This is a genomic window from Bradyrhizobium zhengyangense (assembly GCF_022012435.1).
Lineage (GTDB): Bacteria > Pseudomonadota > Alphaproteobacteria > Rhizobiales > Xanthobacteraceae > Bradyrhizobium > Bradyrhizobium zhengyangense.
The window spans coordinates 1,742,753-1,765,258 of sequence record NZ_JAKLUA010000001.1; the positions used below are offsets into that span (position 1 = coordinate 1,742,753).

At 64.8% G+C, this 22,506-nt stretch carries 18 protein-coding genes and 1 pseudogene; 11 read left to right on the top strand and 8 right to left on the bottom strand.

The genetic code is table 11. From position 1 onward, the window contains the following. Nucleotides 1-35 precede the first annotated feature (35 nt). The 5 genes from L6637_RS08240 to L6637_RS08260 all read right to left on the bottom strand — a co-directional run bounded on the left by L6637_RS08240 (nt 36) and on the right by L6637_RS08260 (nt 4,498). Entirely contained in the window at nt 36-305 is a 270-nt protein-coding gene (locus L6637_RS08240; protein ID WP_237859298.1) for a hypothetical protein, read from the bottom strand. Nucleotides 306-404: 99 nt separating this feature from the next. Beyond that, nucleotides 405-1,808, bottom strand: a complete 1,404-nt coding sequence (locus tag L6637_RS08245) for a hypothetical protein (protein WP_237869949.1) — start codon at nt 1,806-1,808, stop codon at nt 405-407. A gap of 148 nt (nt 1,809-1,956) precedes the next feature. Next, nucleotides 1,957-3,333: a sensor histidine kinase gene (locus L6637_RS08250; protein ID WP_237859302.1), complete on the bottom strand. Its 1,377-nt coding sequence runs from the start codon at nt 3,331-3,333 to the stop codon at nt 1,957-1,959. Between the two features lie 94 nt (nt 3,334-3,427). Next, nucleotides 3,428-4,102 (bottom strand): response regulator transcription factor, encoded by a 675-nt coding sequence (locus tag L6637_RS08255; RefSeq protein WP_014496705.1) that lies wholly within the window; start codon nt 4,100-4,102, stop codon nt 3,428-3,430. Nucleotides 4,103-4,342: 240 nt separating this feature from the next. Next, on the bottom strand, nt 4,343-4,498 hold the full coding sequence (locus L6637_RS08260; RefSeq protein ID WP_200299342.1) for a hypothetical protein: 156 nt from the start codon (nt 4,496-4,498) through the stop codon (nt 4,343-4,345). A 234-nt stretch (nt 4,499-4,732) separates the two neighbouring features. On the opposite strand from L6637_RS08260, the gene ku reads away from it, so the two are divergent. The 7 genes from ku to L6637_RS08295 all read left to right on the top strand — a co-directional run bounded on the left by ku (nt 4,733) and on the right by L6637_RS08295 (nt 10,962). Further along, complete coding sequence (gene ku, locus L6637_RS08265; protein WP_237869951.1) at nt 4,733-5,722, top strand: non-homologous end joining protein Ku; 990 nt, start codon at nt 4,733-4,735, stop codon at nt 5,720-5,722. A 58-nt stretch (nt 5,723-5,780) separates the two neighbouring features. Continuing rightward, nucleotides 5,781-6,017 carry a hypothetical protein gene (locus L6637_RS08270; protein WP_237869953.1) on the top strand — a complete coding sequence of 79 codons (237 nt, stop codon included), beginning with the start codon at nt 5,781-5,783 and terminating at the stop codon, nt 6,015-6,017. A gap of 187 nt (nt 6,018-6,204) precedes the next feature. Next, complete coding sequence (locus tag L6637_RS08275; protein ID WP_237859309.1) at nt 6,205-6,387, top strand: hypothetical protein; 183 nt, start codon at nt 6,205-6,207, stop codon at nt 6,385-6,387. Nucleotides 6,388-6,572: 185 nt separating this feature from the next. Next, nucleotides 6,573-6,737, top strand: a complete 165-nt coding sequence (locus tag L6637_RS08280; RefSeq protein WP_237859468.1) for a Flp family type IVb pilin — start codon at nt 6,573-6,575, stop codon at nt 6,735-6,737. 162 nt (nt 6,738-6,899) lie between these two features. Next, nucleotides 6,900-8,441: a thymidine phosphorylase family protein gene (locus L6637_RS08285; protein WP_237859470.1), complete on the top strand. Its 1,542-nt coding sequence runs from the start codon at nt 6,900-6,902 to the stop codon at nt 8,439-8,441. Further along, nucleotides 8,438-9,370, top strand: a complete 933-nt coding sequence (locus L6637_RS08290; protein WP_237869955.1) for a ribose-phosphate pyrophosphokinase — start codon at nt 8,438-8,440, stop codon at nt 9,368-9,370. The genes L6637_RS08285 and L6637_RS08290 overlap by 4 nt, the downstream gene beginning before the upstream one ends. Continuing rightward, the gene (locus L6637_RS08295; protein ID WP_237859312.1) at nt 9,367-10,962 is read left to right on the top strand and encodes an MBL fold metallo-hydrolase; all 1,596 of its coding nucleotides are present in this window, start codon (nt 9,367-9,369) and stop codon (nt 10,960-10,962) included. Before L6637_RS08290 ends, L6637_RS08295 begins: the two co-directional genes overlap by 4 nt. Nucleotides 10,963-10,990: 28 nt before the next feature. On the opposite strand, the gene L6637_RS08300 is transcribed toward L6637_RS08295, so the two are convergent. Next, complete coding sequence (locus L6637_RS08300; RefSeq protein WP_237859314.1) at nt 10,991-13,519, bottom strand: cation-translocating P-type ATPase; 2,529 nt, start codon at nt 13,517-13,519, stop codon at nt 10,991-10,993. Nucleotides 13,520-13,965: 446 nt separating this feature from the next. On the opposite strand from L6637_RS08300, the gene L6637_RS42570 reads away from it, so the two are divergent. The 3 genes and pseudogenes from L6637_RS42570 (at nt 13,966) to L6637_RS08315 (ending at nt 17,645) form a co-directional block, all read left to right on the top strand. Beyond that, the gene (locus tag L6637_RS42570; protein ID WP_333909316.1) at nt 13,966-14,154 is read left to right on the top strand and encodes a hypothetical protein; all 189 of its coding nucleotides are present in this window, start codon (nt 13,966-13,968) and stop codon (nt 14,152-14,154) included. Between the two features lie 141 nt (nt 14,155-14,295). Continuing rightward, a pseudogene (locus tag L6637_RS08310) lies at nt 14,296-15,939 on the top strand (thiamine pyrophosphate-requiring protein); the annotation flags it as partial. Nucleotides 15,940-15,956: 17 nt separating this feature from the next. Continuing rightward, nucleotides 15,957-17,645 (top strand): alpha/beta hydrolase, encoded by a 1,689-nt coding sequence (locus tag L6637_RS08315; protein WP_237869959.1) that lies wholly within the window; start codon nt 15,957-15,959, stop codon nt 17,643-17,645. A gap of 5 nt (nt 17,646-17,650) precedes the next feature. On the opposite strand, the gene L6637_RS08320 is transcribed toward L6637_RS08315, so the two are convergent. Then, nucleotides 17,651-19,237, bottom strand: a complete 1,587-nt coding sequence (locus tag L6637_RS08320; RefSeq protein WP_237869961.1) for an MDR family MFS transporter — start codon at nt 19,235-19,237, stop codon at nt 17,651-17,653. A gap of 162 nt (nt 19,238-19,399) precedes the next feature. Next, nucleotides 19,400-19,915: a YcgN family cysteine cluster protein gene (locus L6637_RS08325; protein ID WP_237859324.1), complete on the bottom strand. Its 516-nt coding sequence runs from the start codon at nt 19,913-19,915 to the stop codon at nt 19,400-19,402. A 294-nt stretch (nt 19,916-20,209) separates the two neighbouring features. Between L6637_RS08325 and L6637_RS08330 the strand changes: the two genes are divergently transcribed. Next, on the top strand, nt 20,210-22,501 hold the full coding sequence (locus L6637_RS08330) for a transglycosylase domain-containing protein (protein WP_237859326.1): 2,292 nt from the start codon (nt 20,210-20,212) through the stop codon (nt 22,499-22,501). Nucleotides 22,502-22,506: the final 5 nt, after the last annotated feature.

Genomic DNA, 22,506 nt, shown 5'->3' on the forward strand with positions numbered 1-22,506 from the left:
CGCACACCGTCCCGAACTGGTGAAAATCCAACGGCTTAGCCGATCTCGAAGTCGGTGCTCTGAGCCGCGTCCTCGCCGTGCCCGTTGAAGGCCCTCAGGAAGTATGTTCCCGGCTCGATGGCGTCAGGCAATCTGATCCGCAAGGCCCCGACGGGAACAGGCGACGCAACCCGGGTGACCGTCTCAGACAGTTGCCGACCGCTCGCCTTTTCGACCAGCACGACCTTCGCGCCGACCATCAGCCTCTGATACTTGGCAACAATGACGCGGTTCTCAATTTCGATGGAGCTGATAATGGGTTTCATGCGCCCACAAATAGAATTCCAAAAACTTGCACGGTGAGCGTAGGGCTCACAACGCGCACCGTCAACTACAAATTGTGATCACGAAAGGATGCGCTTGAATCAGCTTGCGCGCGTCGATTTGCGCTCGCCAGTCGCGGCGTTCTCCGCGGCGCGGCTCATCAGCGAGGCGTAATCATCGCCGAACAGCACTTGGCAGAAGCGGATCGCGGCCTGCACCTGCTGCTGCCGATAGGCGCGGACCTTGTGATCTGCACCGCGCAGCGACTGCACCGCCTGCTCGGTCGAGCGTTCGACATATTGCTGGAGGTCGGAATAGGTGCGCAGCGTCACCTCGTTGATCGCAAGTTCGCTGGCATAGTTGCGGCAGGTCGCGACGAAATCGATCAGCGCCACGGTTTCCTCGACTTCGGTGGTGTCGATCCGTGCTCCGGGCGGGATGTCCTTTTCGGGGCGCTGGCGCAGGATACGGCGAACCCGGCCGGGAACGCTGTCGATCTCCGATTGCAGGGCATTGGAGATGTCGGCCCGGATCGAGGTCAGCTGCTTGCCCCAGGGGGAGTCGTTGCGCAGGTCGAGCTCGGTGCGCAGGCCGCGGACGCCGTCGTGCAGCGTCTTCAGATTGTCGGCGACGGTCTCGAAATGGCCGCGCTTGATGTCCATGCGCAAATTGGCGGCAACGCGGGACAGATCGTGCAACGCCATCGTGACCGCGACGCCATACGGGGTCGCCGCGACGCGGATCTCGTCGTCGGACGCAGCGATCTTGATGGCGAGGCGAATGATCTGCCACGGCGCGGTCATGCGCTGGACCACCACGGTCAGCGCAAAGGGCAGCATCTGAGGCGTCTGCAGCACTGGAATGTTGAGCGCAGCGGTCACCGAGGCGATCTGGGGATCGCCGAACGCACGCAGGAAGCGCGGCAGCTTTTCATTGAGCGTGCCCAGGGCCTCGCGAACGGTGAGCACTGCGCCGATCGAATAGAGGTCCTCGATCACGTTGGGCGGACCGACGCGGGCGAGCGCACGTGACTTGTCGCCGCCGCCCGGGCCCGTTAGCTCGAAGATGGCGTCCGCGGCCACGGCCTGGAGCTTGAGTGCCAGGGCTTCGACCTGCCCTGAACTGTCCGTCGCCGGCATGCGCGCCAGCGCCGCCTCGAATTCGCTGATCTTGTCGGGGACGCCATCGCGGCCAAGCCATTGCCAGATCGGATGCAGCGAGGAGCGGCGAATTTGGCCGACCCGGATCGGAACGCCAGCCTCCACCAGGAACGGTTCCAGCACCTGGAACAGCAACCGTGACAGATCATCGGTTCGTGGCGGCGGGGCTTCGTCGGCTTCGCTCTTGCGCACGATCCTGCGCAACTGATCGAGCACGAGGGTCGCGACAGCCGTGTCCTGGCCGCGCTCAAGCGCGCGTTCGAACTCCCGCATCAGCAGCGCCTGCGCCTGCGGCGGGAGCTGCGCGAGATATTCCCTCAGCCGCTCGATCGATGTCTGGCTCATGCGCCCGGGTGATGCACGGTAAAATGGCAGACGTGAGATGCGTCCTCCCCGATCATAGGTGGGAGCGCCTTAAGAAGCCGTTGAGGAAGTCGCTTCGAAACCCTTGGGTTCCTGCCGGAAACCCAAATAATCGTGGCAAATCAGAGGATTAAATTCCGGGCAGCACCAGCTCGGCCCGCAGGCCCCCGATCGGCGCGCTGCCAAGTGAGAGGCTGCCGCCGTACAGCGCGGCAAGGTCGGTCACGATCGAGAGCCCGAGCCCAGAACCCGGCTTCGATTCGTCGAGCCGCTGGCCGCGCCGGGAGACCTGGGCGCGTTCGGCCTCCGAGAGGCCGCGCCCGTCGTCATCGACGATCAGCCGCAGCCTGGGGCCGGCGCCCGCCTGATCAGGCGGCTCGACCAAAACCTCGATGAAGACCCGCGAGGCGGCCCATTTGCAGGCATTGTCGACGAGATTTCCGACCATCTCCTCCAGATCCTGGCGCTCGCCCCGGAATTTCGCCGACGGATCGGCCTTGGCCTCGACCGCGATGCCGCGGCCGCGATAGATCTTCTCCATGGTCCGCCGCAGCGCCTCGATGGCGGGGGCAACCTCCGTCACGGTGCCGACGATCGAGACCCTCGCCGCGATGCGGGCCCGCTCCAGATGATGCGCGAGCTGGCTGCGCATCACGTCCGCCTGCTCCATCACCTTGGCCGCGAACGGATCCGCCGCGTGCGTGCCGGCCTCGTTGACGATCACGGACAGCGGCGTCTTGATCGCATGGGCGAGATTGCCGACATGGGTGCGGGCGCGCTCGACGATCTCCCTGTTGGCATCGATCAGCGCGTTGGTCTCACGCGCGAGCGGCGCAATCTCGACCGGGAATTCGCCCTCGAGCCGCTCCGCTCGCCCGGAGCGAATGTCGGCGATGGCTTCCGAGATGCGCTTGAGCGGTGCAAGACCGAAGCGGACCTGGAACACGGTGGTCAGCAGCAGCACGATGCCGAGCGCGGTGAAGGTGCCGCCGAGGTAATAGTCGAAACTACGCGTTTCGTCGAAGATCTCGGTGGAATCGCCGGCGACGCTGACGAGATATTTGCCGTCGGCGCCGAGATCGACCGGACGCTCGACCATACGCAGATTTTGGCCCTCCGGCCCGTCGACATAAGCGAGGCGAATGCCGGCGGCCGTGAGCTCGGTGCCCTGATCTTCCAGCTTCGGCAGCTTCTTGTCCCACAGCGAGCGCGAGGAGCGCACCTCCGGCTTCTCAGTGTCAGTGCGGGTGATCTGCCAGTACCAGCCCGACAGCGGCAGCTCGAACAGAGGCTCGCCGAGCGACTGGAACTGGCGATCCGGCGGCTCGTCGGGAGTGGCGACCTCGGCGATCAGGGTGCGCAGATAGAGGTTGAGCCGGCGGTCGAAGGCGCGCTCAGTCGCGTTCTTGTAGACCGACGACAGCACCACGCCTGTGATGGCCAGGATCACCACGAGCCAGGCGGTCGCCGACAGGAACAGGCGGTTCGCAAGCGAGCTGGCGGGCATCGGAATGATCCCGGAAGCGCGAGGTGGTGGCAAGGCGTCGGCGGTCATGTCAGGACCAAGGCCCGTGTCGGGCCGCCCGTCAAGCCCACACGCCTCAGGCGCCAGGGGCCGGCGGCGGGGTCAGGAGATAGCCGAGGCCGCGGACGGTCTGGATGATGTCGACGTCGAGCTTCTTGCGGATGCGGCCGACAAAGACCTCAATCGTGTTGGAGTCGCGGTCAAAATCTTGGTCGTAGAGATGCTCGACCAGCTCGGTGCGCGACACCACGCGCCCCGAATGGTGCATGAGGTAGGCCAGAAGCCGATATTCGTGCGAGGTCATTTTCACGGGATTGCCCGACACGCTGACCCGGCCGGTGCGCGTGTCCAGCGTGACGGGTCCGCAAGAGAGCTCGCTCTGGGCGTGGCCGGTCGAGCGGCGCAGCAGCGCGCGGATGCGTGCCAGCACCTCCTCCAGATGGAACGGCTTTGGTACATAATCGTCGGCGCCGGCATCGAAGCCCTGCACCTTGTCGCTCCAGCGGTCGCGCGCGGTGAGGATCAAAACCGGCATGGTGCGGCCGTTGCGGCGCCAGGCCTCCAGCACCGAGATGCCGTCCTTCTTCGGCAGACCGATATCGAGCACCACGGCGTCGTACGGTTCGTTGTCGCCGAGATAATGCCCCTCTTCACCGTCGAAGGCGCGATCGACGACGTAGCCGGCGTCCGTCAGCGCTTTGGTGAGCTGGCGATTGAGATCAGGGTCGTCCTCAACAACAAGCAGGCGCACGCTTCTCTCCAGAAATAGGCCGCATCAACATCGCACCAGATGAGCAATTCCGGCGTGAACTGAATATGAACGCGGGGAACCGCCCGCGTTACTTTTTGGTCATATACCGATGGTCTCAGTCAATGCGACTGCGCCCGTCAGGCCACCGGACCAACCGGCGGCGTGACGGGCGCAATCTGCCGCGTATCGCGGCTATTCGGAAGGTCCGCCCTTCCTGTCAATTTGCCATCGACATAGCCGTCAGGTCCGGAAGAACACGAACCAGATGACGGCAAGGATCAGGATCGCAAGCCCGGTCGAAATGGCGAGCAGCGCGGCCACCGACGGCCCAGGTTCGGCCTGACGTGCCTCGGTCGCTGTTTCGACGATCTGACGGTCCTCGCGCGTGGTTGCCATGGTGACCTCAATCCTGGATGTCGCCTCCGATGGCCGCGACCTCCTCACGGCCCTATGTCCCGAGCCAACGCCCCATCCGATTTGATGTTCCGGCTTTTAGGACTGGATCGGCCCGATCAGCTGGGATGAGCGGCTGGTTAACGCAGTTGCAAGATTCCGACCGAACCTCTGTATGATTCGGTGTTCCCCGATGGTATTCTCATAGGTCTGTCCCTGTTGCGTTTGGAGTAGCCCATGGCCCCCCGCGCCAATTGGAAGGGTTTTCTGCGTCTCTCGCTCGTGACCTGCCCGGTCGCGCTGTATCCGGCCACGTCGGATACCGAGAAGGTCTCGTTCAACCAGATCAATCGCAAGACCGGCCACCGGATCAAGTATCTGAAGGTCGATGCCGAGACCGGTGACGAGGTGACCTCCGAGGACATCGTCAAGGGCTACAAGGTCGACACAGACACCTATATCGAGGTCACCAAGGACGAGCTCGACGACATCGCGCTGGATTCGACCCACACGATCGAGATCGACGAGTTCGTGCCGAAGGCCGACATCGACAACCGCTATCTGATCCGCCCCTACTATCTCGTGCCCGACGGCAAGGTCGGCCACGACGCCTATGCTGTGATCCGCGAGACCATCCGCAGCATGGACAAGGTCGCGATCGGCCGCGTGGTGCTGACCAACCGCGAGCACATCATTGCGCTCGAGCCGCTTGAGAGCGGGCTGATGGGCACGCTGCTGCGTTACCCCTACGAGGTGCGCAGCGAGACCGAATATTTTGACGACATCCAGGACGTGAAGCTGACGAAGGACATGCTCGACCTCGCCAAGCATATCGTCGAGAAGAAGTCCGGCGCGTTCGAGCCCGAGCTGTTCGAAGACCATTACGAGACCGCGCTGATCGATCTCATCAACAAGAAGCGGGCCGGCACGCCGATCGCGGCCAAGGCCACGCCGAAGAGCGGCGGCAACGTCATCAATCTGATGGACGCGCTGAAGAAGAGCCTCGCAAACGAGAAGGACGCAGCGCCCGCGGCGAAGGTCGCCAAGGAGACCGTCAAGGAAACCGCAAAGGCCAAGAAGCCGAAGAAGCGCGCCGAGGGCCAGCGCGAGATGCTGCTGCCGATCTCCGGCAAGGGCGGCAAAGACGCAGCGGCGAAGGAAGCCCCGCCGAAGAAGGTCGACAAGCCGGTGCGCGCGACGACGGCACGAACCAAGAAGGCCGGCTGACCGCATCACATCGCCGGCCGCGCCGTGACGTCTTCCCTTTCTGATCGAGCGGCCTGACATGCCCTGGTCGACGCCGTTCGCCGACCCGATCGGCTTGCGCGGCGGACGCAGCCTGCGCACGCTGCAGGAGGCCGCTGACTTCATTATGCGGCTGCCCGAGGACGAGCAGCAGGAGCCGCGCTGGCAGACCGCAATCGAGATGCTAATCAACGCAGCGGAGACCGGCGGCGGCTGGCTGCTGTTCGCCCGCATCGGCATGTTGCGCGCGTTGAATGCGGACCGAAGGCGCGATTGAGCCGTGATCGGCATGCTTGCCGACCGGTTGACGAACAGCCTCAACAAACCCTTAAGCGGCGGGGTCATGTTTGGCACGACGATGCCATCTTGCCGCACCGGGTATTCCTACGGGATACGAAATTAACCGCTGATTGCCTTTGCGGGCACCATGGTTCGCCATCGATTGAGCCAGGGTTCGCACCTCCGTGCCGCAGCAGGACGCAAGGAAGAACTACATCGGCATCGTGAGTGACACGGCCGAGGAAGAGCGCATCGCCGATACGGTGCTGCGGACGCGGCCGCATGTCGTGCGCGATCTGTTCGGACGCCTCGCGGCAGCGCTGGGACGTCCGCGCAAAGGTGCGCCGGGACACACCACGAGCAGCTGAGGCCGGGCTGCTTCCGCTCATTTGAAGCGGATAATGAAACCTTCGTTTAACGGCTGTTACGTTAAGACATTGCAGGCTGGCTCGGCCGGCCCTGCAGTTTGACGCGCGACAAGCGCCTCATCGATCGCTTTACCAGTTTGATAACGACGCGCGCCTACATTGGACCGGATGAACAGGAGTTGGCGATGATTGTGCTCAGGTCTTTTCTTGCCGATGAGAAGGGTACCACTGCGATCGAGTATGGCCTGATTGCCGCCGGTATCGCACTCGCCATCATCACCGTCGTGACCAACACCGGCAGCGTTCTCCTGAGCAACAAATTCGACTCGATCAGCGCGGCCACGAAGTAAGGCCACGTCTCGTCATCACGTCTCGCCATTGTTAGCCACCGGTCGCGCAAGGCGCGGCCCCGTTGGCTCGCAACGGGCAGCCGATCTCGCGGACCATGATCTGAGTCAAGCCCGTCGAGACGGCGGCAGCTAAGCATGACGGACCCAGCTTGCGGTCCGTTCATGAATCCCGATCTGTCACCCTCCCCGCTCAAAATACGCCGTGTCCATCTCGATACGGGCCGCGAGAACGTCGTCGTCATTTCCAGGCGATCTAAGGCGTTGCGTGCCGATATCTTTCGGGGCTTCAGCCGCGTCGAGCTTCGGCTGGACGACAAGGCGCTGCTCGCAACGCTGCTGATCACCGATGACGACGCATTGGCGGCCCAGGACGAAATCGGCCTTTCCGAGCCAGCGTTCCACCGCTTCGGCAAGCCGGTCGGCGCCCTGGTCACGGTCGCGCCGGCATCGCCACCAGAAAGCCTCGAGGCGGTGCGCGCGAAGATCCGCGGTCGAACACTGGACAAGGCGGAGATCAGCGCGATCATCAACGACCTCGCCCATTTTCGCTATTCCGACATGGAGATCGCCGCCTTCCTGATCGGCTCGGCAAGCTTCATCACCAGTGACGAACTGCTGGCCCTCACCGGCGCCATGGCCCAAGTCGGCACGCAGCTGGTGTGGCCGGACCCGATCGTGGTCGACAAGCATTGCATCGGCGGCATTCCCGGCAACCGCACCTCGATGGTCGTGGTGCCGATCGTCGCGGCCCACGGCCTGCCGATCCCGAAGACCTCCTCGCGCGCCATCACCTCGCCGGCGGGAACGGCCGACACGATGGAGGTGCTGGCGCGGGTGAATGTCGGCGTCGAGGAGATGAAGTCGATCGTCTCCTCCTGCAACGGATGCCTGATCTGGGGCGGGCACGTGAACCTGTCGCCGGCCGACGACGTGCTGATCTCGGTCGAGCGCCCGCTCAGCCTGGACACCCGCGAACAGATGGTCGCCTCCATCATGTCCAAGAAGATCGCGGCGGGATCGACACATCTGTTGATCGACATTCCGGTCGGGCCAACCGCGAAAGTCACCACCGCGATCGACGCGATGCGGCTGCGAAAGCTGTTCGAATTCGTCGGCGACCGGTTCGGCCGCTCGGTCGAGGTGATCACAACCGACGGCCGCCAACCGATCGGCAACGGCATCGGGCCGGTGCTCGAAGCCAACGACGTGATGGCAGTGCTCGGCAACGAAGCCGATGCACCGCGCGATCTGCGCGAGAAATCGCTCCGCCTCGCCGCCCATCTGCTGGAATACGATCCGAAGCTGCGTGGCGGCGCCGGCTATGCACGTGCGCGCGAACTGCTGGAGAGCGGCGCCGCGCTGAAGCAGATGCAGAAGATCATCGACGCCCAGGGCCCCTCGAAATGCAGCACCGACCTCGGACCCATCAGCTTCGACGTCAAGGCGGCGCATGACGGCGTGGTGTCCGCGATCGACTGCCTGCGACTGAACCGCCTCGCCCGCACCGCCGGTGCGCCGCTCGACAAAGGGGCCGGCATCCGCCTGTTCAAGAAGATAGGCGACCGCGTCGAGCAGGGTGAGCCGCTCTATCGCGTCTACACGTTCGACGGGCCCGAGCATGATCTGGCCGCATCGGCCGCCCGGCAGGAGAGCGGCTACATCCTCAACGGTCATGAGGCGCTCCAAGGCAGGGCGCAGTCGTGAGCACGATCGCCCTTCAAGCCCTGCCCTCCGGCGCCAGCGCGGCAAAGCGGCTTGCGGCGCGGCTTGGCGTTGGGCTTGGGCTCGGCTTCGACGAAATCGCCCTGCACCGCTTTCCGGACGGCGAGCTGCGCGTCACGGTCGCGCCGGCAGCAGACACCACCATCCTTTTCGCCTCGCTCGATCAACCCAATGACAAGCTGATCGCCCTGCTGTTCGCCGCGGAGGCGCTGCGGCGCGATGGCGCCAGGCGGCTGGTGCTGGTCGCGCCCTACCTCTGCTACATGCGGCAGGACATTGCGTTTCATCCCGGCGAAGCCATCAGCCAGCGCGCCATGGGCCGCCTGCTCGCAACGCTTGTGGACCGCGTCGTCACCGTGGACGCTCATTTGCATCGTACGCCCGACATCAGGTCCGTATTTCCCGATATCGAGGCGGAGAACCTGTCCGCGATGCCGGCGATCGCGGATGCCCTCGCCGCTGATGGCATCGATCCCGCGACGGTCCTGATCGGTCCCGACGCCGAGTCCGAGCCCTGGGTGAACGATCTCGCGGGCCGGCTGCGGCTGCAGCATACGGTGGCCCGCAAGACACGGCATGGCGATCGCTCCGTCGACATCGATTTCGCCGATCCGATGCTGCTCGCGGGGCGGCCGGCGCTGATGGTCGACGACATCGTGTCCTCGGGAGCGACCTTAGCGGTTGCAGCGCGGGCGCTGCGGGCGATGGGCGCAACGGCCATCGATGCGGTCGTGACGCACGCGCTGTTTCCGGCCGCAATGGTCACCGCATTCAACGACGCCGGCATCCGGTCGATCCGTTCGACCGACAGCGTGCCGCATCCAACCAATGCGATCGCGCTCGACGAGGTTCTCGCCGCCGCCTTGCGGTCCGAACTCGGCACGACACGTTCGCGGGAGACGACGAGATGAGCATCACCGTTCGCTTCTGCGGGGCTGCCCGCACCGTGACCGGCTCCAGCTATCTGTTCCAGACCGCCGCTGGCCGCTTCCTGGTCGATTGCGGCCTGTTCCAGGGACAGAAGACACTCAAGGAGCTCAATTACGGCGCATTCCCGTTCCGTCCTGCCGATATCCGGACGGTCCTGCTCACGCACGCCCATATCGACCACAGCGGCCTGCTGCCGAAGCTCGTGCGCGAAGGATTTGCGGGGCCGATCCTGGCGACGCGTGGCACGATCGACCTCTGCTCCTACATGCTGCCGGACGCCGGCAGCATCCAGGAGTCGGAAGTCGCGCAGCTGAACCGGCGCAACAAGGCCCGCGGTCGCAAGGAAGTCGAGCCGATCTACACACAGGCCGACGCGGTCGCATCGCTACAATCGTTTCGCGCGGTCGATTATGAACACTGGATCGACGTGATCCCGGGCGTCCGTGCGCGCTACTGGAATGCCGGCCATTTGCTCGGCTCCGCCTCGATCGAGCTCGAAATCGCCGAGCAAGGTTCGCCGCGCCCGCTTCGCGTGTTGCTTTCCGGCGATGTCGGGCCCGAGGCCAAGCTGCTGCAGCCCGATCCCGAAGCGCCTGCAGACCTCGACTATGTCATCGCCGAATCCACCTATGGCGACCGCTTGCGAGCCGCCACGACACCTGCGCTCCGCCGCCAGCATCTTGCCGCCGAGGTGCGCGAGGCCGCCGCGGGTGGAGGCGCACTGCTGATCCCGGCCTTCGCGGTCGAGCGCACCCAGGAGCTGATCGTCGACCTGGTCGACCTGATGGAGCACGGCGAGATTCCGACCGCGCCGATCTTCCTCGACTCGCCGCTGGCGATCCGGGCCACCGAAGTCTTCCGCCGGAACGCCGCGAGCCTCGACCCGAGCGTCGACGCCGACCGCCTGCTCAACTCGCCGCATCTCAAATTCACCGAGACCGCCGACGAGAGCAAGGCGATCATGCGGCTCAGCGGATTTCACATCATCATCGCGGCCAGCGGCATGTGCGATGCCGGACGCATCCGCCATCATCTGAAGCGCTGGCTCTGGAACGAGCGCGCGACCGTGCTGCTCGCCGGTTTCCAGGCCAGTGGCACGCTCGGCCGCTTTCTGCAGAACGGCGCGAAGGCCGTGCGCATCCAGGGCGAGGAAATCCGGGTCGCGGCACGGATCCGCATGATCGATGAATATTCGGGACATGCCGACGGCGCGGGCATGGCTGGCTGGATCGCGGCACGCCGCCCCATTTCCCGCGGGCTGTTCCTGGTCCACGGCGAGGAAAGCGCCATCGCGGGCCTGGCCGAGCGCGTCGGCGAACGCATCATTCCGGCGGCGAAGGTCTACCAGCCGATCCTGGACGACATCTATGAACTGGCCGCCCCCGAACCGCGCGTGATCGACGTCGATCATCGCCGGCGGCTCGCGCCCGAGGCCGTGACCCGGCTCGACTGGCACAACGAGATGTCGGAGCTCACGCTCGACATCAACGACAGGCTTGCAGCGGCCGCCGACGACCGCGCCCGCGGCGTCATCATCCGACGCCTCCGCCGCGCCCTGGACGAGAAGGCATAGCGTGCCCTGCGCATCCGGGCCACGCTGCTCAAGCCGCCCCTGAAGTCGGCGCGCGGCGACGCAACGGGTATTTCGACAGCTCCAGCAACACGAGGCAGACGAACGCGACCACGGCCGTGACGGCGAGATCATCCACATGCAGGGGACCAAAGCGGAACAGGTCCGCCGCACGCGGCCACACCAGGCTCAGGCCAAGCACCGACATCACAAACATGACGATGACGACGAGCGTGCGGTTCGGCCGGGTGAACGCTTCGACGAGCGAGGTCGAGAACGAGCGGTTGACGAAGATCAGGCTTACGATCACCAGCACTAGCGAGAAGAAGGTCAGCGCACGCACCTCGTTCGCCGGCATGCCGTAGCGGTTTGCCGTCACCATCACGCCGCCGGTGAGAACCAGAGCCAGGCCTCCCTGCAGCAGCGACCAGACCAGCAGCGACCTTGGCAATAACGGCTCGTCAGGCGAACGCGGCGGCCGCTGCATGACGTCCCACTCCTCGGTCTCGGCTTCGAAGACCAGTGAACAGACGGGATCGATGATCATCTCGAGAAACGCGATGTGAACGGGGCCGAACAGCAGAGGCATCCCTGTGAGCAGCGGCAACAGCGCAAGTCCTGCGATCGGAATGTGGACCGCGAGGATGAAGCTCATCGCCTTGCGCAGATTGTCGTAGATCCGGCGGCCAAGCCGGATCGCCTTCACGATCGAGCCGAAATCGTCGTCGAGCAGAACGATCGAGGATGCTTCGCGCGCCACATCGGTGCCGCGACCGCCCATGGCGATGCCGATATGGGCAGCCTTCAGCGAGGGAGCATCGTTGACGCCGTCGCCCGTCATGGCGACGATCTCGCCGGTGTCCTTGAGCGCATTGACGATGCGCAGTTTCTGGGCCGGCGCTATTCGCGCGAAGACGGCCCGTCCGCGCGCCGCGCGGGCGAGTTCGGCATCGGCCATGGCTTCGACATCCGCTCCTGTCACGACACGTTCCGGATCGAGGCCCGCCCGCATCGCAATCGCCGACGCGGTCGCGGGATAATCGCCTGTTATCATGACCACGTGGATGCCTGCGGAGCGGCATTCGGCAATGGCGTCCTTGACTTGCAGTCGCAGCGGATCGGCAAAGCCGATCAGGCCGCAAAAGCCAGAGGAAAAGCCGCGTTGCGTCTCTGGAAGATCGCCGCCCGCCCAACTCGCCCGCGCCACACCGAGCACACGGAGCCCTTCCTGCGCAAGCGCGTCGACGCGCGCCCGCAATTCAGCCAGCTCTTCCGCGCTCATTCCGCAAAGCATGCCGATCGTCTCGGGCGCGCCCTTCGCCGCAACGACGCATTCATTGCCGCTGCCGCACCACACATTCGACATGGCGAGCAGGTCGGGACGCAAGCCATAGCTCTGTACGAGCCGCCGGCCCGCGCCGGCGTCAGAGGCCAGCAAATGCAACGCCTTCTCCATGGGATCGAACGGCTCCCGGACGCAGGCCAGCACGCCGGTCTCGATCAACGGATCGAACGCGGGCGCCGCGCGCACCGCGGTATCAGGCGTGTATTGCGCACCGTCGGGCAGTACCAGGCGTGCAACGGTCATGCGGTTTTCCGTAAGCGTGCCAGTCTTGTCCGTGCAGAGCACGGTCGCGGCGCCCAGCGATTCAATGGCCGAGGCGCGCCGCGTCAACACGCGCGCCTGGGAGATGCGCCATGCACCCATGGCGAGGAACACCGTCAGGACGACAGGGATTTCCTCCGGGAGCATCGACATGCCGAGCGCGATGCCGGCTAGCACGCCCTCCAGCCAGCCGCCGCGATAAAGCCCATACAGAAGCACGGTCAACCCGATCACGAAGGCGCTGGCGATGGCGAATGTCGCCACCAACCGCGTCGTCTGCTGTTGCAGGCGGGGCGCTTCCGCCGCCAGTGAATGCAGCGATTGTCCGATCTTGCCGATCTCGCTCAGGACGCCTGTCGAAGTCACTTCGGCCATCCCGCTGCCGCGAACCACCAGCGTGCCGGAGAACACGAATGGCTGGTCGTCGCCACCGGCATGCGGCGCTATCAATCCTTCGGGTGACGGCAAGGCCTGTTTTCTGACCGGAACCGATTCCCCCGTCAGCAGCGATTCATCCAGCAGGAGATCGATGGATCGAAGGACGGTGGCGTCAGCTGCCACGCGATCCCCCTCGGAGAGCACAATCAGGTCGCCGCGAGCGACCTCGCGACCGGGAATCCGGATGCGTTCGCCGCCACGGATCACCAGCGCGCGCGGGCTGGTCAGATCGCGCAACGAGTCGAGCACACGCTCGGTGCGCGCCTCCTGCACGATCGTGATGACGATCGAGATCGATGCGAATACAAGAAGCAGCAACGCCTCACCGAGATCACCCAGAACGAAATAGATCAGGCCGCCCGCCAGCAGCAACAGCAGCATGGGCTCGCGCAGCACCTCGATGACGAGGCGCAGGATCGTCCGCCGGCCCGTGCGTGGCAGCTCGTTGAAGCCTTCGGCCTTCAGCCGGGCCTGTGCTTCGGACGCGGTCAGCCCGAGCATCGCCGACGATCTCATGGAGGTTCCTGGGAGTCCCTGTACGATGAGGACGCATCATCTCGTCACCACCATCATCATGCCATGTTACAAGCAGCTGCCGGCTTGACGTGGGTCAAACGTTGCCGGCGACAAGGCGACATCCCGCTCGGCTTGCTCCCATTTCCGTCAAGTTTGACGAGCATGTCACTGCTGATATTGTTCCCGGCGCGGCTCGATGACCCCTGCCCGTCGCTCGTTGAACCAAGGCCATTTGAAAGATGCACACGAGACGCGCGTTGCTCCTGGCTTTCAGCCTCACCTTGATCGGCGCCTGGTCACAAGATAGCGCCAGAGGACAGAACTCGGCCACGCCGCCGGTTTCGTTGACTCCGCCCAGTGCCTCGTCGCCGCATGCCGGGACGAAGAATTCGCCGAGAACGTCCGCCAGCGTGCCGTCGACTCCGGCGACCAGCGGGCTTCCACAATTGCCGAGCCCTGCAGCCGCCGCCGACTACGACGGCTTCAGCGTCGGCACTGACGACCACGACGCACCAAGCCAGGTGACGCCGCCTGCGAGGTCACGCGCCGCAAACGGCCTCGACGCGCAGTCATTGGTCGATCAGGAAGACGAGGCGTTGAAGCGCAAGCTGACGATTTGCAAGAACTGCAAATAGGACGGTCGCCAAGCTTGGTAGCCCGGATGGAGGGCACTGCATGGCTGACCTACCGCGAACGTCCCCCGCCCGCGCTTTACCCTCCCGCAATTTCCTGATCCTCTCTGCCCAACAGCCGGAGCAACCGGCCAGCCTGAGGAGAGAGACGCCATGAGGCTCGGCACCGCGATTGCGGAAATCATGCGGCGCGAGGGGATCGAGGTCCTCTGCGGTTATCCCGTCAACCATCTGATCGAGCACGCGGCAAAGGCCGAGATCCGCCCCGTGATGGTGCGGCAGGAACGCGTCGGCGTGCACATGGCGGATGCGATCTCGCGCGTCACGTCGGGGCGTACGATCGGCGCGTTCTGCATGCAGCACGGGCCCGGCGCGGAGAACGCGATGGGCGGCGTCGCCCAGTGCTTTGGCGAATCCGTTCCCGTGCTGGTGCTGCCGATGGGCTATCCGCGCCGGCTTGCGCATATCGAGCCGAACTTCAACTCCAGCGAGGCGATGAAGCCGTTTGCGAAATCGTCCGAGCCGATCATCCTCGCCGCGGAAGTGACCAACATCTTTCGCCGCGCCTTCACCAAATTGAAGAACGGCCGCGGCGGTCCCGTGATCGTCGAGATCCCCTCCGACATGTGGAACGAGGAGGTGCCGGAGCCGCTGAACTACACGCCGGTGCTGCGCACCCGCTATGGCGCGGACCCCGTGCATGTGAGGGAAGCGGCCGCCCTGCTCGTCAATGCCAAGCGTCCGGTGATCTATGCCGGCCAGGGCGTGCACTACGCGCAGGCGTGGCCGCAATTAAAGCGGCTGGCGGAACGGCTGGCGATTCCTGTCACCACCAGCTTAGGGGGCAAATCGTCATTCCCCGAGACGCATCCGCTCTCGCTTGGCTCCGGTGGCCTCGCCGTGCCGCGCGCGGTGCCCAAATTCCTCGCCGAGGCCGACGTCATTTTCGGCGTCGGCTGCTCCTTCACCGAGACGAGCTTCGGCATCGCCATTCCGAAGGGCAAGACCATCATCCACTCCACGCTCGACCCGAACCACCTCAACAAGGATGTCGAAGCCAGGATCGGCCTCGTCGGCGATGCCGGCCTCGTGCTCGATGCATTGCTGGAGGAGATCGGCAAGACCGTCACTGCCGACCGCGATGCCTCTGCGGTCGCAGCCGAGATCGCGGCCTCGCATAAGGAGTGGCTGGCGAAATGGATGCCGAAACTCACCAGCAATGACGCGCCGCTCAGTCCCTATCGCATGCTATGGGACTTGCAGCACACCGTCGACATCGACAACACCATCATCACCCATGATGCCGGCAGCCCGCGCGACCAGCTCTCGCCGTTCTGGAAGGCGGTGACGCCGCTCTCCTATCTCGGCTGGGGCAAGACGACTCAGCTCGGCTACGGCCTTGGCCTTGCGATGGGCGCTAAGCTGGCAAAGCCCGACAAGCTCTGCATCAATGTCTGGGGCGATGCGGCCATTGGTTTCACCGGCATGGATTTCGAGACGGCGGTGCGCGAACGCATCCCGATCATGTCGATCCTGCTCAACAATTTCTCGATGGCGATCGAGTTGAAGGTGATGCCGATCTCGACCGAGAAATACCGCTCGACCGACATTTCCGGCGACTACGCCGCGATGGCGCGCGCCTTCGGCGGCTATGGCGAGCGCGTGACGAGGCCTGATGATATCATCCCCGCGATCAAGCGCGGCATCCAGAAGACCAGGGAAGGCGTGCCCGTGCTGCTGGAGTTCATCACCAGCAAGGAAACCGAGGTGTCGCGGCCGGGGACGTGAGCCTGACAGAGACTTTGATGACTCTCGCGCGCTTCATTCGGCGGCAATTGCTTTCGCTGTCCGGCGTCGGCCTCATGCTGGGTGCGCTGTTCTTCGCGGCAGCGCTGACGCCGACGTTGATCCCGCGCAGCTATCTGACGCAAGGAGCGCTGGCTGGCGGCTGCTTTGCAATCGGCTATTTCGCCGGCGTGCTGTGGCGGCGGCTGTGGCACTATCTCGAGCTGCCCGGGCCGTCGGCGCGTGCAAGATCCCTCGCGAATGCGCTTGTCGCCGCCAGCTGCCTGCTCGTCGTCCTCGCGGCGCTCTGGCGCACGACCGCATGGCAGAATGCAATCCGTGACGTGATGAAGATGGCGCCGGTCGAGACGGCCCATCCGCTCAAGGTCTCCATCATCGCCCTGGTCACGTTCGTGGTGCTGCTGGTGCTTGGGCGATTGTTCGCACTTCTGGCCCACATCCTCGCTGTCGGCACACGGCGCGCCATTCCGCGCAAGCTCGCCAACGTCATCGGCGTCATCGTCGCAGGTCTGCTGTTCTGGTCGATCGCGAGCAACGTCCTGATCCGCACCGCCTTCAACGCACTCGATTCTTCCTTCCGCGAGCTCGACGTTCTGTTCGAACCCGAGCGCCCGCAGCCGACCGCGGCCGACAAGACAGGCGGTCCGGCATCCCTGGTGAAGTGGACGGAGCTCGGGCGCATGGGACGCCGGTTCGTTGCCTCAGGCCCGACCGCTGCCGAGATCAGCGCTGTCACGGAACGCCCCGCGCTGGAGCCCGTGCGCGTCTATGTGGGCCTTGCGGCCCGCGACACGGCGCAGGCCCGCGCCAGGCTTGCACTCGACGAGCTCAAGCGCCAGCACGGTTTTGAACGCAAGGTCCTGATCGTCATCACGCCGACTGGCACGGGCTGGATCGATCCGGCCGCGATGGATACGGTCGAATATCTCCACCATGGCGATGTTGCCAGCGTCGCGATGCAGTACTCCTATCTCAACAGTCCGCTGTCGCTGTTGTTTCAGCCCGAATACGGCGCAGAAGCTGCGCGTGCCCTGTTCGCCGAAATCTACGGCTACTGGACGACACTGCCGAAGGAGCGGCGGCCGAAGCTGTATCTGCATGGGCTTAGCCTCGGCGCCATGAACTCGGAGACGTCAGCAGAGCTGTTCGAGACGATCGGCGATCCCATTGCGGGCGCGCTGTGGAGCGGTGCGCCGTTCGAGAGCCGCATCTGGCGCTCGATCACCGACAACCGCAATCCGGGCTCGCCGGCCTGGCTGCCGCAATTCCGCGACAGTCGCTTCGTGCGCTTCATGAATCAGAATGGGCCGACGGTGCCGCCGGATACGCCCTGGGGACCGATGCGTGTCGTCTATCTGCAATATGCCAGCGACGCGATCACGTTCTTCGCCTACCGCGATGCCTATCGGGCCCCAGCCTGGATGAACCCGCCGCGCGGGCCCGACGTGTCACCGGAGCTGCGATGGTATCCAATCGTCACCATGCTGCAACTCGCGCTCGACATGGCGGTCGCAACCCACACGCCAATGGGCTTTGGCCATGTCTACGCGCCCGAGCATTATGTGGATGCCTGGGTCGCGGTCACCGATGTCAACGATTGGTCGGCTGAAGCGCTGGCGAAGCTCAAGAGCTATCTTGCTGCCAGAGCACGACAGGCACCCGGCGACGATCCCGATCGCGGCGGATAGAGCGCCTACTCCGCCATCTCGACCGGTTGCGCCTTGGAGGGACCTGCCAGCGGCCGCTCCTCCATCATGATCAGGCAGAGCGAGGCTGTCGTCATCAGCGCGGTCGCCGCCGCGAAGACATAGCGGAACGCGTGACGCATGTCCTCGGCCGGGATCGCCGGAATGCTGCCTGCGGCGTGATGCTCGCCGGCCAGCGGAATGTCTGCGCCGAGCGCGATCAGCAGGATGGCGGCGAATGCTGCGACCGTGAACGAGGACATCAGCGAGCGGAAGAAATTCATCGCGCCGGTGATGGTGCCGACCAGCGGACGGGCGACGGAGTTCTGCAGTGAGACCACGCAGACCGGAAACGTCGTGCCGAGGCCGAGCGCGAACGCGGCCATCAGCGTCAGGAGGCCCCACAGCGGCAGCGTGGTGACCGTGAGACCCAGCGCGCACAGCGCGGCCCAGGACGTGCCGATGATGGCGACCCGCTTGTAGTGCTTGGCGCGCGCCATGGTGCGACCGGCGACAGCCGCTCCTATGGTCGAGACCGCTGCGAGCGGGATCAGCGCAAGGCCCGCCTCGCTGGCGCTGAGGTGATAGACCGACTCGTAATAGAGCGGCAGCTGCACGGTGAGGCCGGTGATGGCGCCGAGGCCGCAGCCGCCCGCGGTCAGCGCAAAGGGCGCGACCGATCCGCCAAGCAACGGCAACGGCAGGAACGGCTCGTCGGCGCGGCGCGCGTGCCAGACGAATGTGAACGCGAGCGCGACGGCGCCGCCCACCATCGCCAGCACCGTTGGCGAAAGCCAGGGATAGCGCGTGCCGCCCCAGGTCAGCACCAGCATGAAGACGACGGCGGAGGCCATCAACAGCACGCCGCCGAGCCAGTCGACCTTGCGCTTGCGGTGGAACACCGGGATCTTCTTCATCTTCGGCAGCAGCAGCGCCAGCGCTGCGGCTGCGAGCGGCAGGTTGATCCAGAAGATCATCGACCAGTGCAGATGCTCGGCGAACACACCGCCGATGACAGGGCCGAGGATGCCGCCGACCATCCAGACACTGGAGAAATAGGCTTGATATTGCCCGCGCTCGCGCGGAGAGACGACGTCGGAGATCACGGTCTGCACGACGGGCATGATGCCGCCGCCACCAAGCCCCTGCAGGCCGCGCGCGAGAATCAGCATCGGCATGCTCGGCGCGATCGCGCACAGGATCGAACCGGCGATGAACAGGCTCAGCGAGACGATGATCATGGCCTTGCGGCCGTAGATGTCACTCAGCGTGCCGAAAACCGGGGCGACCGCAGTCGAGGCGAGCAGATAGGCGGTGATCACCCAGGACAGGTTAGAGACGTCCTGGAACTGGCGGCCGATGGTCGGCAGCGCGGTGGCGACGATGGTCTGGTCGAGAGCGGCCAGGAACATCGTCAGCATCAGGCTGATGACGATGGTGCGGACCTCATCCGAGGTCAGCGCTGCCGGCGGCGAGATCGGGGGCGCGTCGCCGACGCTGACCTCGCCCGGAAGACGGGTCAGTTCCTCGGCGATATCGTCGGGCAATGTCTGAATATCGGCAGCTTGCTTGCTCTGCCGTGTGAACTGGTTCATCTCGGACTGTCAGATCGGGCGTGTTGCGGCGCAAAGCCGCGAAGGATTCGTTCTATCCTACCAATCTAAACAGCAACCTTCTTCTCAGGCAGGCACCACGGCGCATGGGTACATCCCGCACCATGGTCATCCCGATGATGTGATGAGAAGAGGGCCGGCCGATCAGTCCTTGGGACGTCGCTTCAGGCGTGCCCGCTTCGGCACCTGCCCCGGCCATTGCACCAAATAGTGCTCGAGCTCGGTGTCCGGGATCTCGTCCTCGGTGCCGGCGACCCGGCCACGCACGGAGACGCCAGCCTCGTGCACCGTATTGGGATCGCCCGATATCAGCGGGTGCCACCAGTAGAGATCGCGGCCTTGCGCGACCAGCCTGTAGCCGCAGCTCGGCGGCAGCCAGGACAGGGTGCGGACCTTTTCTGGCGTCATGACAACACAGTCCGGCACGAAGTCGAAGCGATTCGCGTAGTCCTTGCAGCCGGCCGTGCAGGAATCGAGCATCTTGCAGCTGACATCGGTGAAGTAGATCTCGCCGGTATCCTCGTCTTCGAGCTTGTTCAGGCAGCAGCGGCCGCAACCGTCGCACAGGCTCTCCCATTCGGCCGTCGACATGTCCTCCATCTTCTTGGTTTTCCAAAAGAATCCATCCTGGTCCGAAGGTGGTTTGCGTGCTGCGGTCATGCGGCTGATACTGATCCAAAGAGCTAGGGCCAGCGCCATCTAGGGCGCGCGGCCGTCAGACTGCAAGGAACACCCCTGCGAGGCCCGTATTGAACCGGGGTTCAATTAGGCCTGTTGTTCAAAATTGCGAGCCTGGCCATTGGTTTATAGGCCCCGCTCGGCTAGAAGAACAGCAAGTCCCCTCTGGTGCGCGGAACGGGCGCCTTGGGTTTGCCGCAACAATCCCGCAAGACGTCTCGATGCCGCCCCGGCCGGGTGCTTGAACGCTTTCGAACCGAGCCTCAAGGGTTCTAGGTGGTCCAGAACACACCATCCAACTGGAAGAGTCGTATCAGGAACTTCTTCCTCGACCTCGATGCACGCATCGACTCCTCGCTGTTCTCCTCGGCGAAGGGCATCCGCGAGCTCTACGAGCGCTACTCGACCTTCATGGACCGCTTCTATGTCGGGCGTTGGAAGCGCTGGGTGTTCATCGAGCCGCTGTCGGAAGCCGCGACCATCGGCCTCGGCGGCATGGTGCTGATGCTGATCCTCGCCATCCCCGCCTTCCGCGAAACCGCGGACGAGGACTGGCTGAAGAAGTCCGACCTCGCGGTGACGTTCCTTGACCGCTACGGCAACCCGATCGGCAGCCGCGGCATCAAGCACAACGACTCGATCCCGCTGGAAGATTTTCCTGACGTGCTGATCAAGGCGACGCTGGCGACCGAAGACCGCCGCTTCTACGAGCATTTCGGCATCGACATCGCCGGCACCGCCCGCGCGCTCGTCACCAACGCGCAAGCCGGCGGCGTTCGCCAGGGCGGCTCCTCGATCACGCAGCAGCTCGCCAAGAACCTGTTCCTGAGCAACGAGCGCACCATCGAGCGCAAGATCAACGAGGCATTCCTCGCGGTCTGGCTGGAATGGCGCCTGACCAAGAACGAGATCCTCAAGCTCTATCTCGACCGCGCCTATATGGGCGGCGGCACGTTCGGCGTCGACGGCGCGGCGCATTTCTACTTCAACAAGTCGGCGCGCGACGTGACGCTTGCCGAGGCCGCGATGCTCGCGGGCCTGTTCAAGGCGCCGACGAAATACGCACCCCACATCAACCTGCCTGCCGCGCGTGCCCGCGCCAACGTCGTGCTCGACAATCTCGTCGATGCCGGCTTCATGACCGAGGGCCAGGTGTTCGGCGCCCGCCGCAACCCGGCCTTCGCAGTCGATCGCCGCGACGAGGCTTCGCCGAACTATTATCTCGACTACGCCTTCGACGAGATGCGCAAGCTGGTCGACACCTTCCCGAAATCCTACACCGAGCGCGTATTCGTCGTTCGCCTCGCGATCGACACCAACGTGCAGAAGGCTGCCGAAGACGCGATAGAGAACCAGCTGCGCCAGTTCGGCCGCGACTATCACGCGACGCAGGCCGCGACCGTCGTCTCCGATCTCGACGGCGGCATCCGCGCCATGGTCGGCGGCCGCGATTACGGCGCGAGCCAGTTCAACCGCGCCACCGACGCCTATCGCCAGCCCGGCTCCTCGTTCAAGCCTTACGTCTACACCACCGCGCTGTTGAACGGCTTCACGCCGAACTCGATCGTGGTCGACGGGCCGGTCTGCATTGGCAATTGGTGTCCGCAGAACTATGGCCATTCCTATTCCGGCGCGGTGACGCTGACCCAGGCGATCACGCGCTCGATCAACGTCGTGCCGGTGAAGCTCTCGATCGCGATCGGCCAGAAGGAGCAGCCGAAGGCGCCGAACCCCGCCAAGCTCGGCCGCGCCAAGATCGTCGAGGTCGCGCGCCGCTTCGGCATCAAGGCTCCCTTGCCCGACACGCCGTCGCTGCCAATCGGTTCGGACGAAGTCACCGTGCTCGAGCACGCCGTCGCCTATGCGACCTTCCCGAACCGCGGCAAGGCCGTGACGCCGCATTCGGTGCTGGAAGTGCGCACCGGTGCTGGCGATCTGGTCTGGCGCTGGGACCGCGACGGCCCGAAGCCGCGCCAGGCCATTCCTGCGAATATCGCCGCCGACATGGCCGGCATGATGAGCCACGTCGTCAGCGAAGGCACCGCGCGCCGCGCCGCCCTCGACGGCATTCCGACCGCGGGCAAGACCGGCACGACGAACGCGTATCGCGACGCCTGGTTCGTCGGCTACACCGGCAATTTCACCTGCGCAGTCTGGTACGGCAATGACGACTACTCGCCAACCAACCGCATGACCGGCGGCTCGCTGCCGGCGCAGACCTGGCACGACATCATGGTCGCGGCGCATCAGGGCGTCGAGGTCCGGGAGATCCCCGGCGTCGGCATGGGCCAGAAGCTGCCGCGCGAGCCGCTCGCGAACGCGCAGGCGAATGCAGGACCGAAGGTGCTCGAGACCAAGCCCGGTCCCCCGCCGGTGCTGACCAAGCGCGGCGCCGACATCCTGGTGCGCGTCGAGAAGCTGCTCGACGACGCGGCCAAGACCGCGACCAAATCGACTGATAACAACAGCCAGCCGGCCAAGCCGGCGTCGTCGACGAGCGCGCTCGCCTTCCCGCAGAATTATGCGGCGGAGGAGAACGCGAACGCATCCACCCCGCGCAAGAACTGATCTGA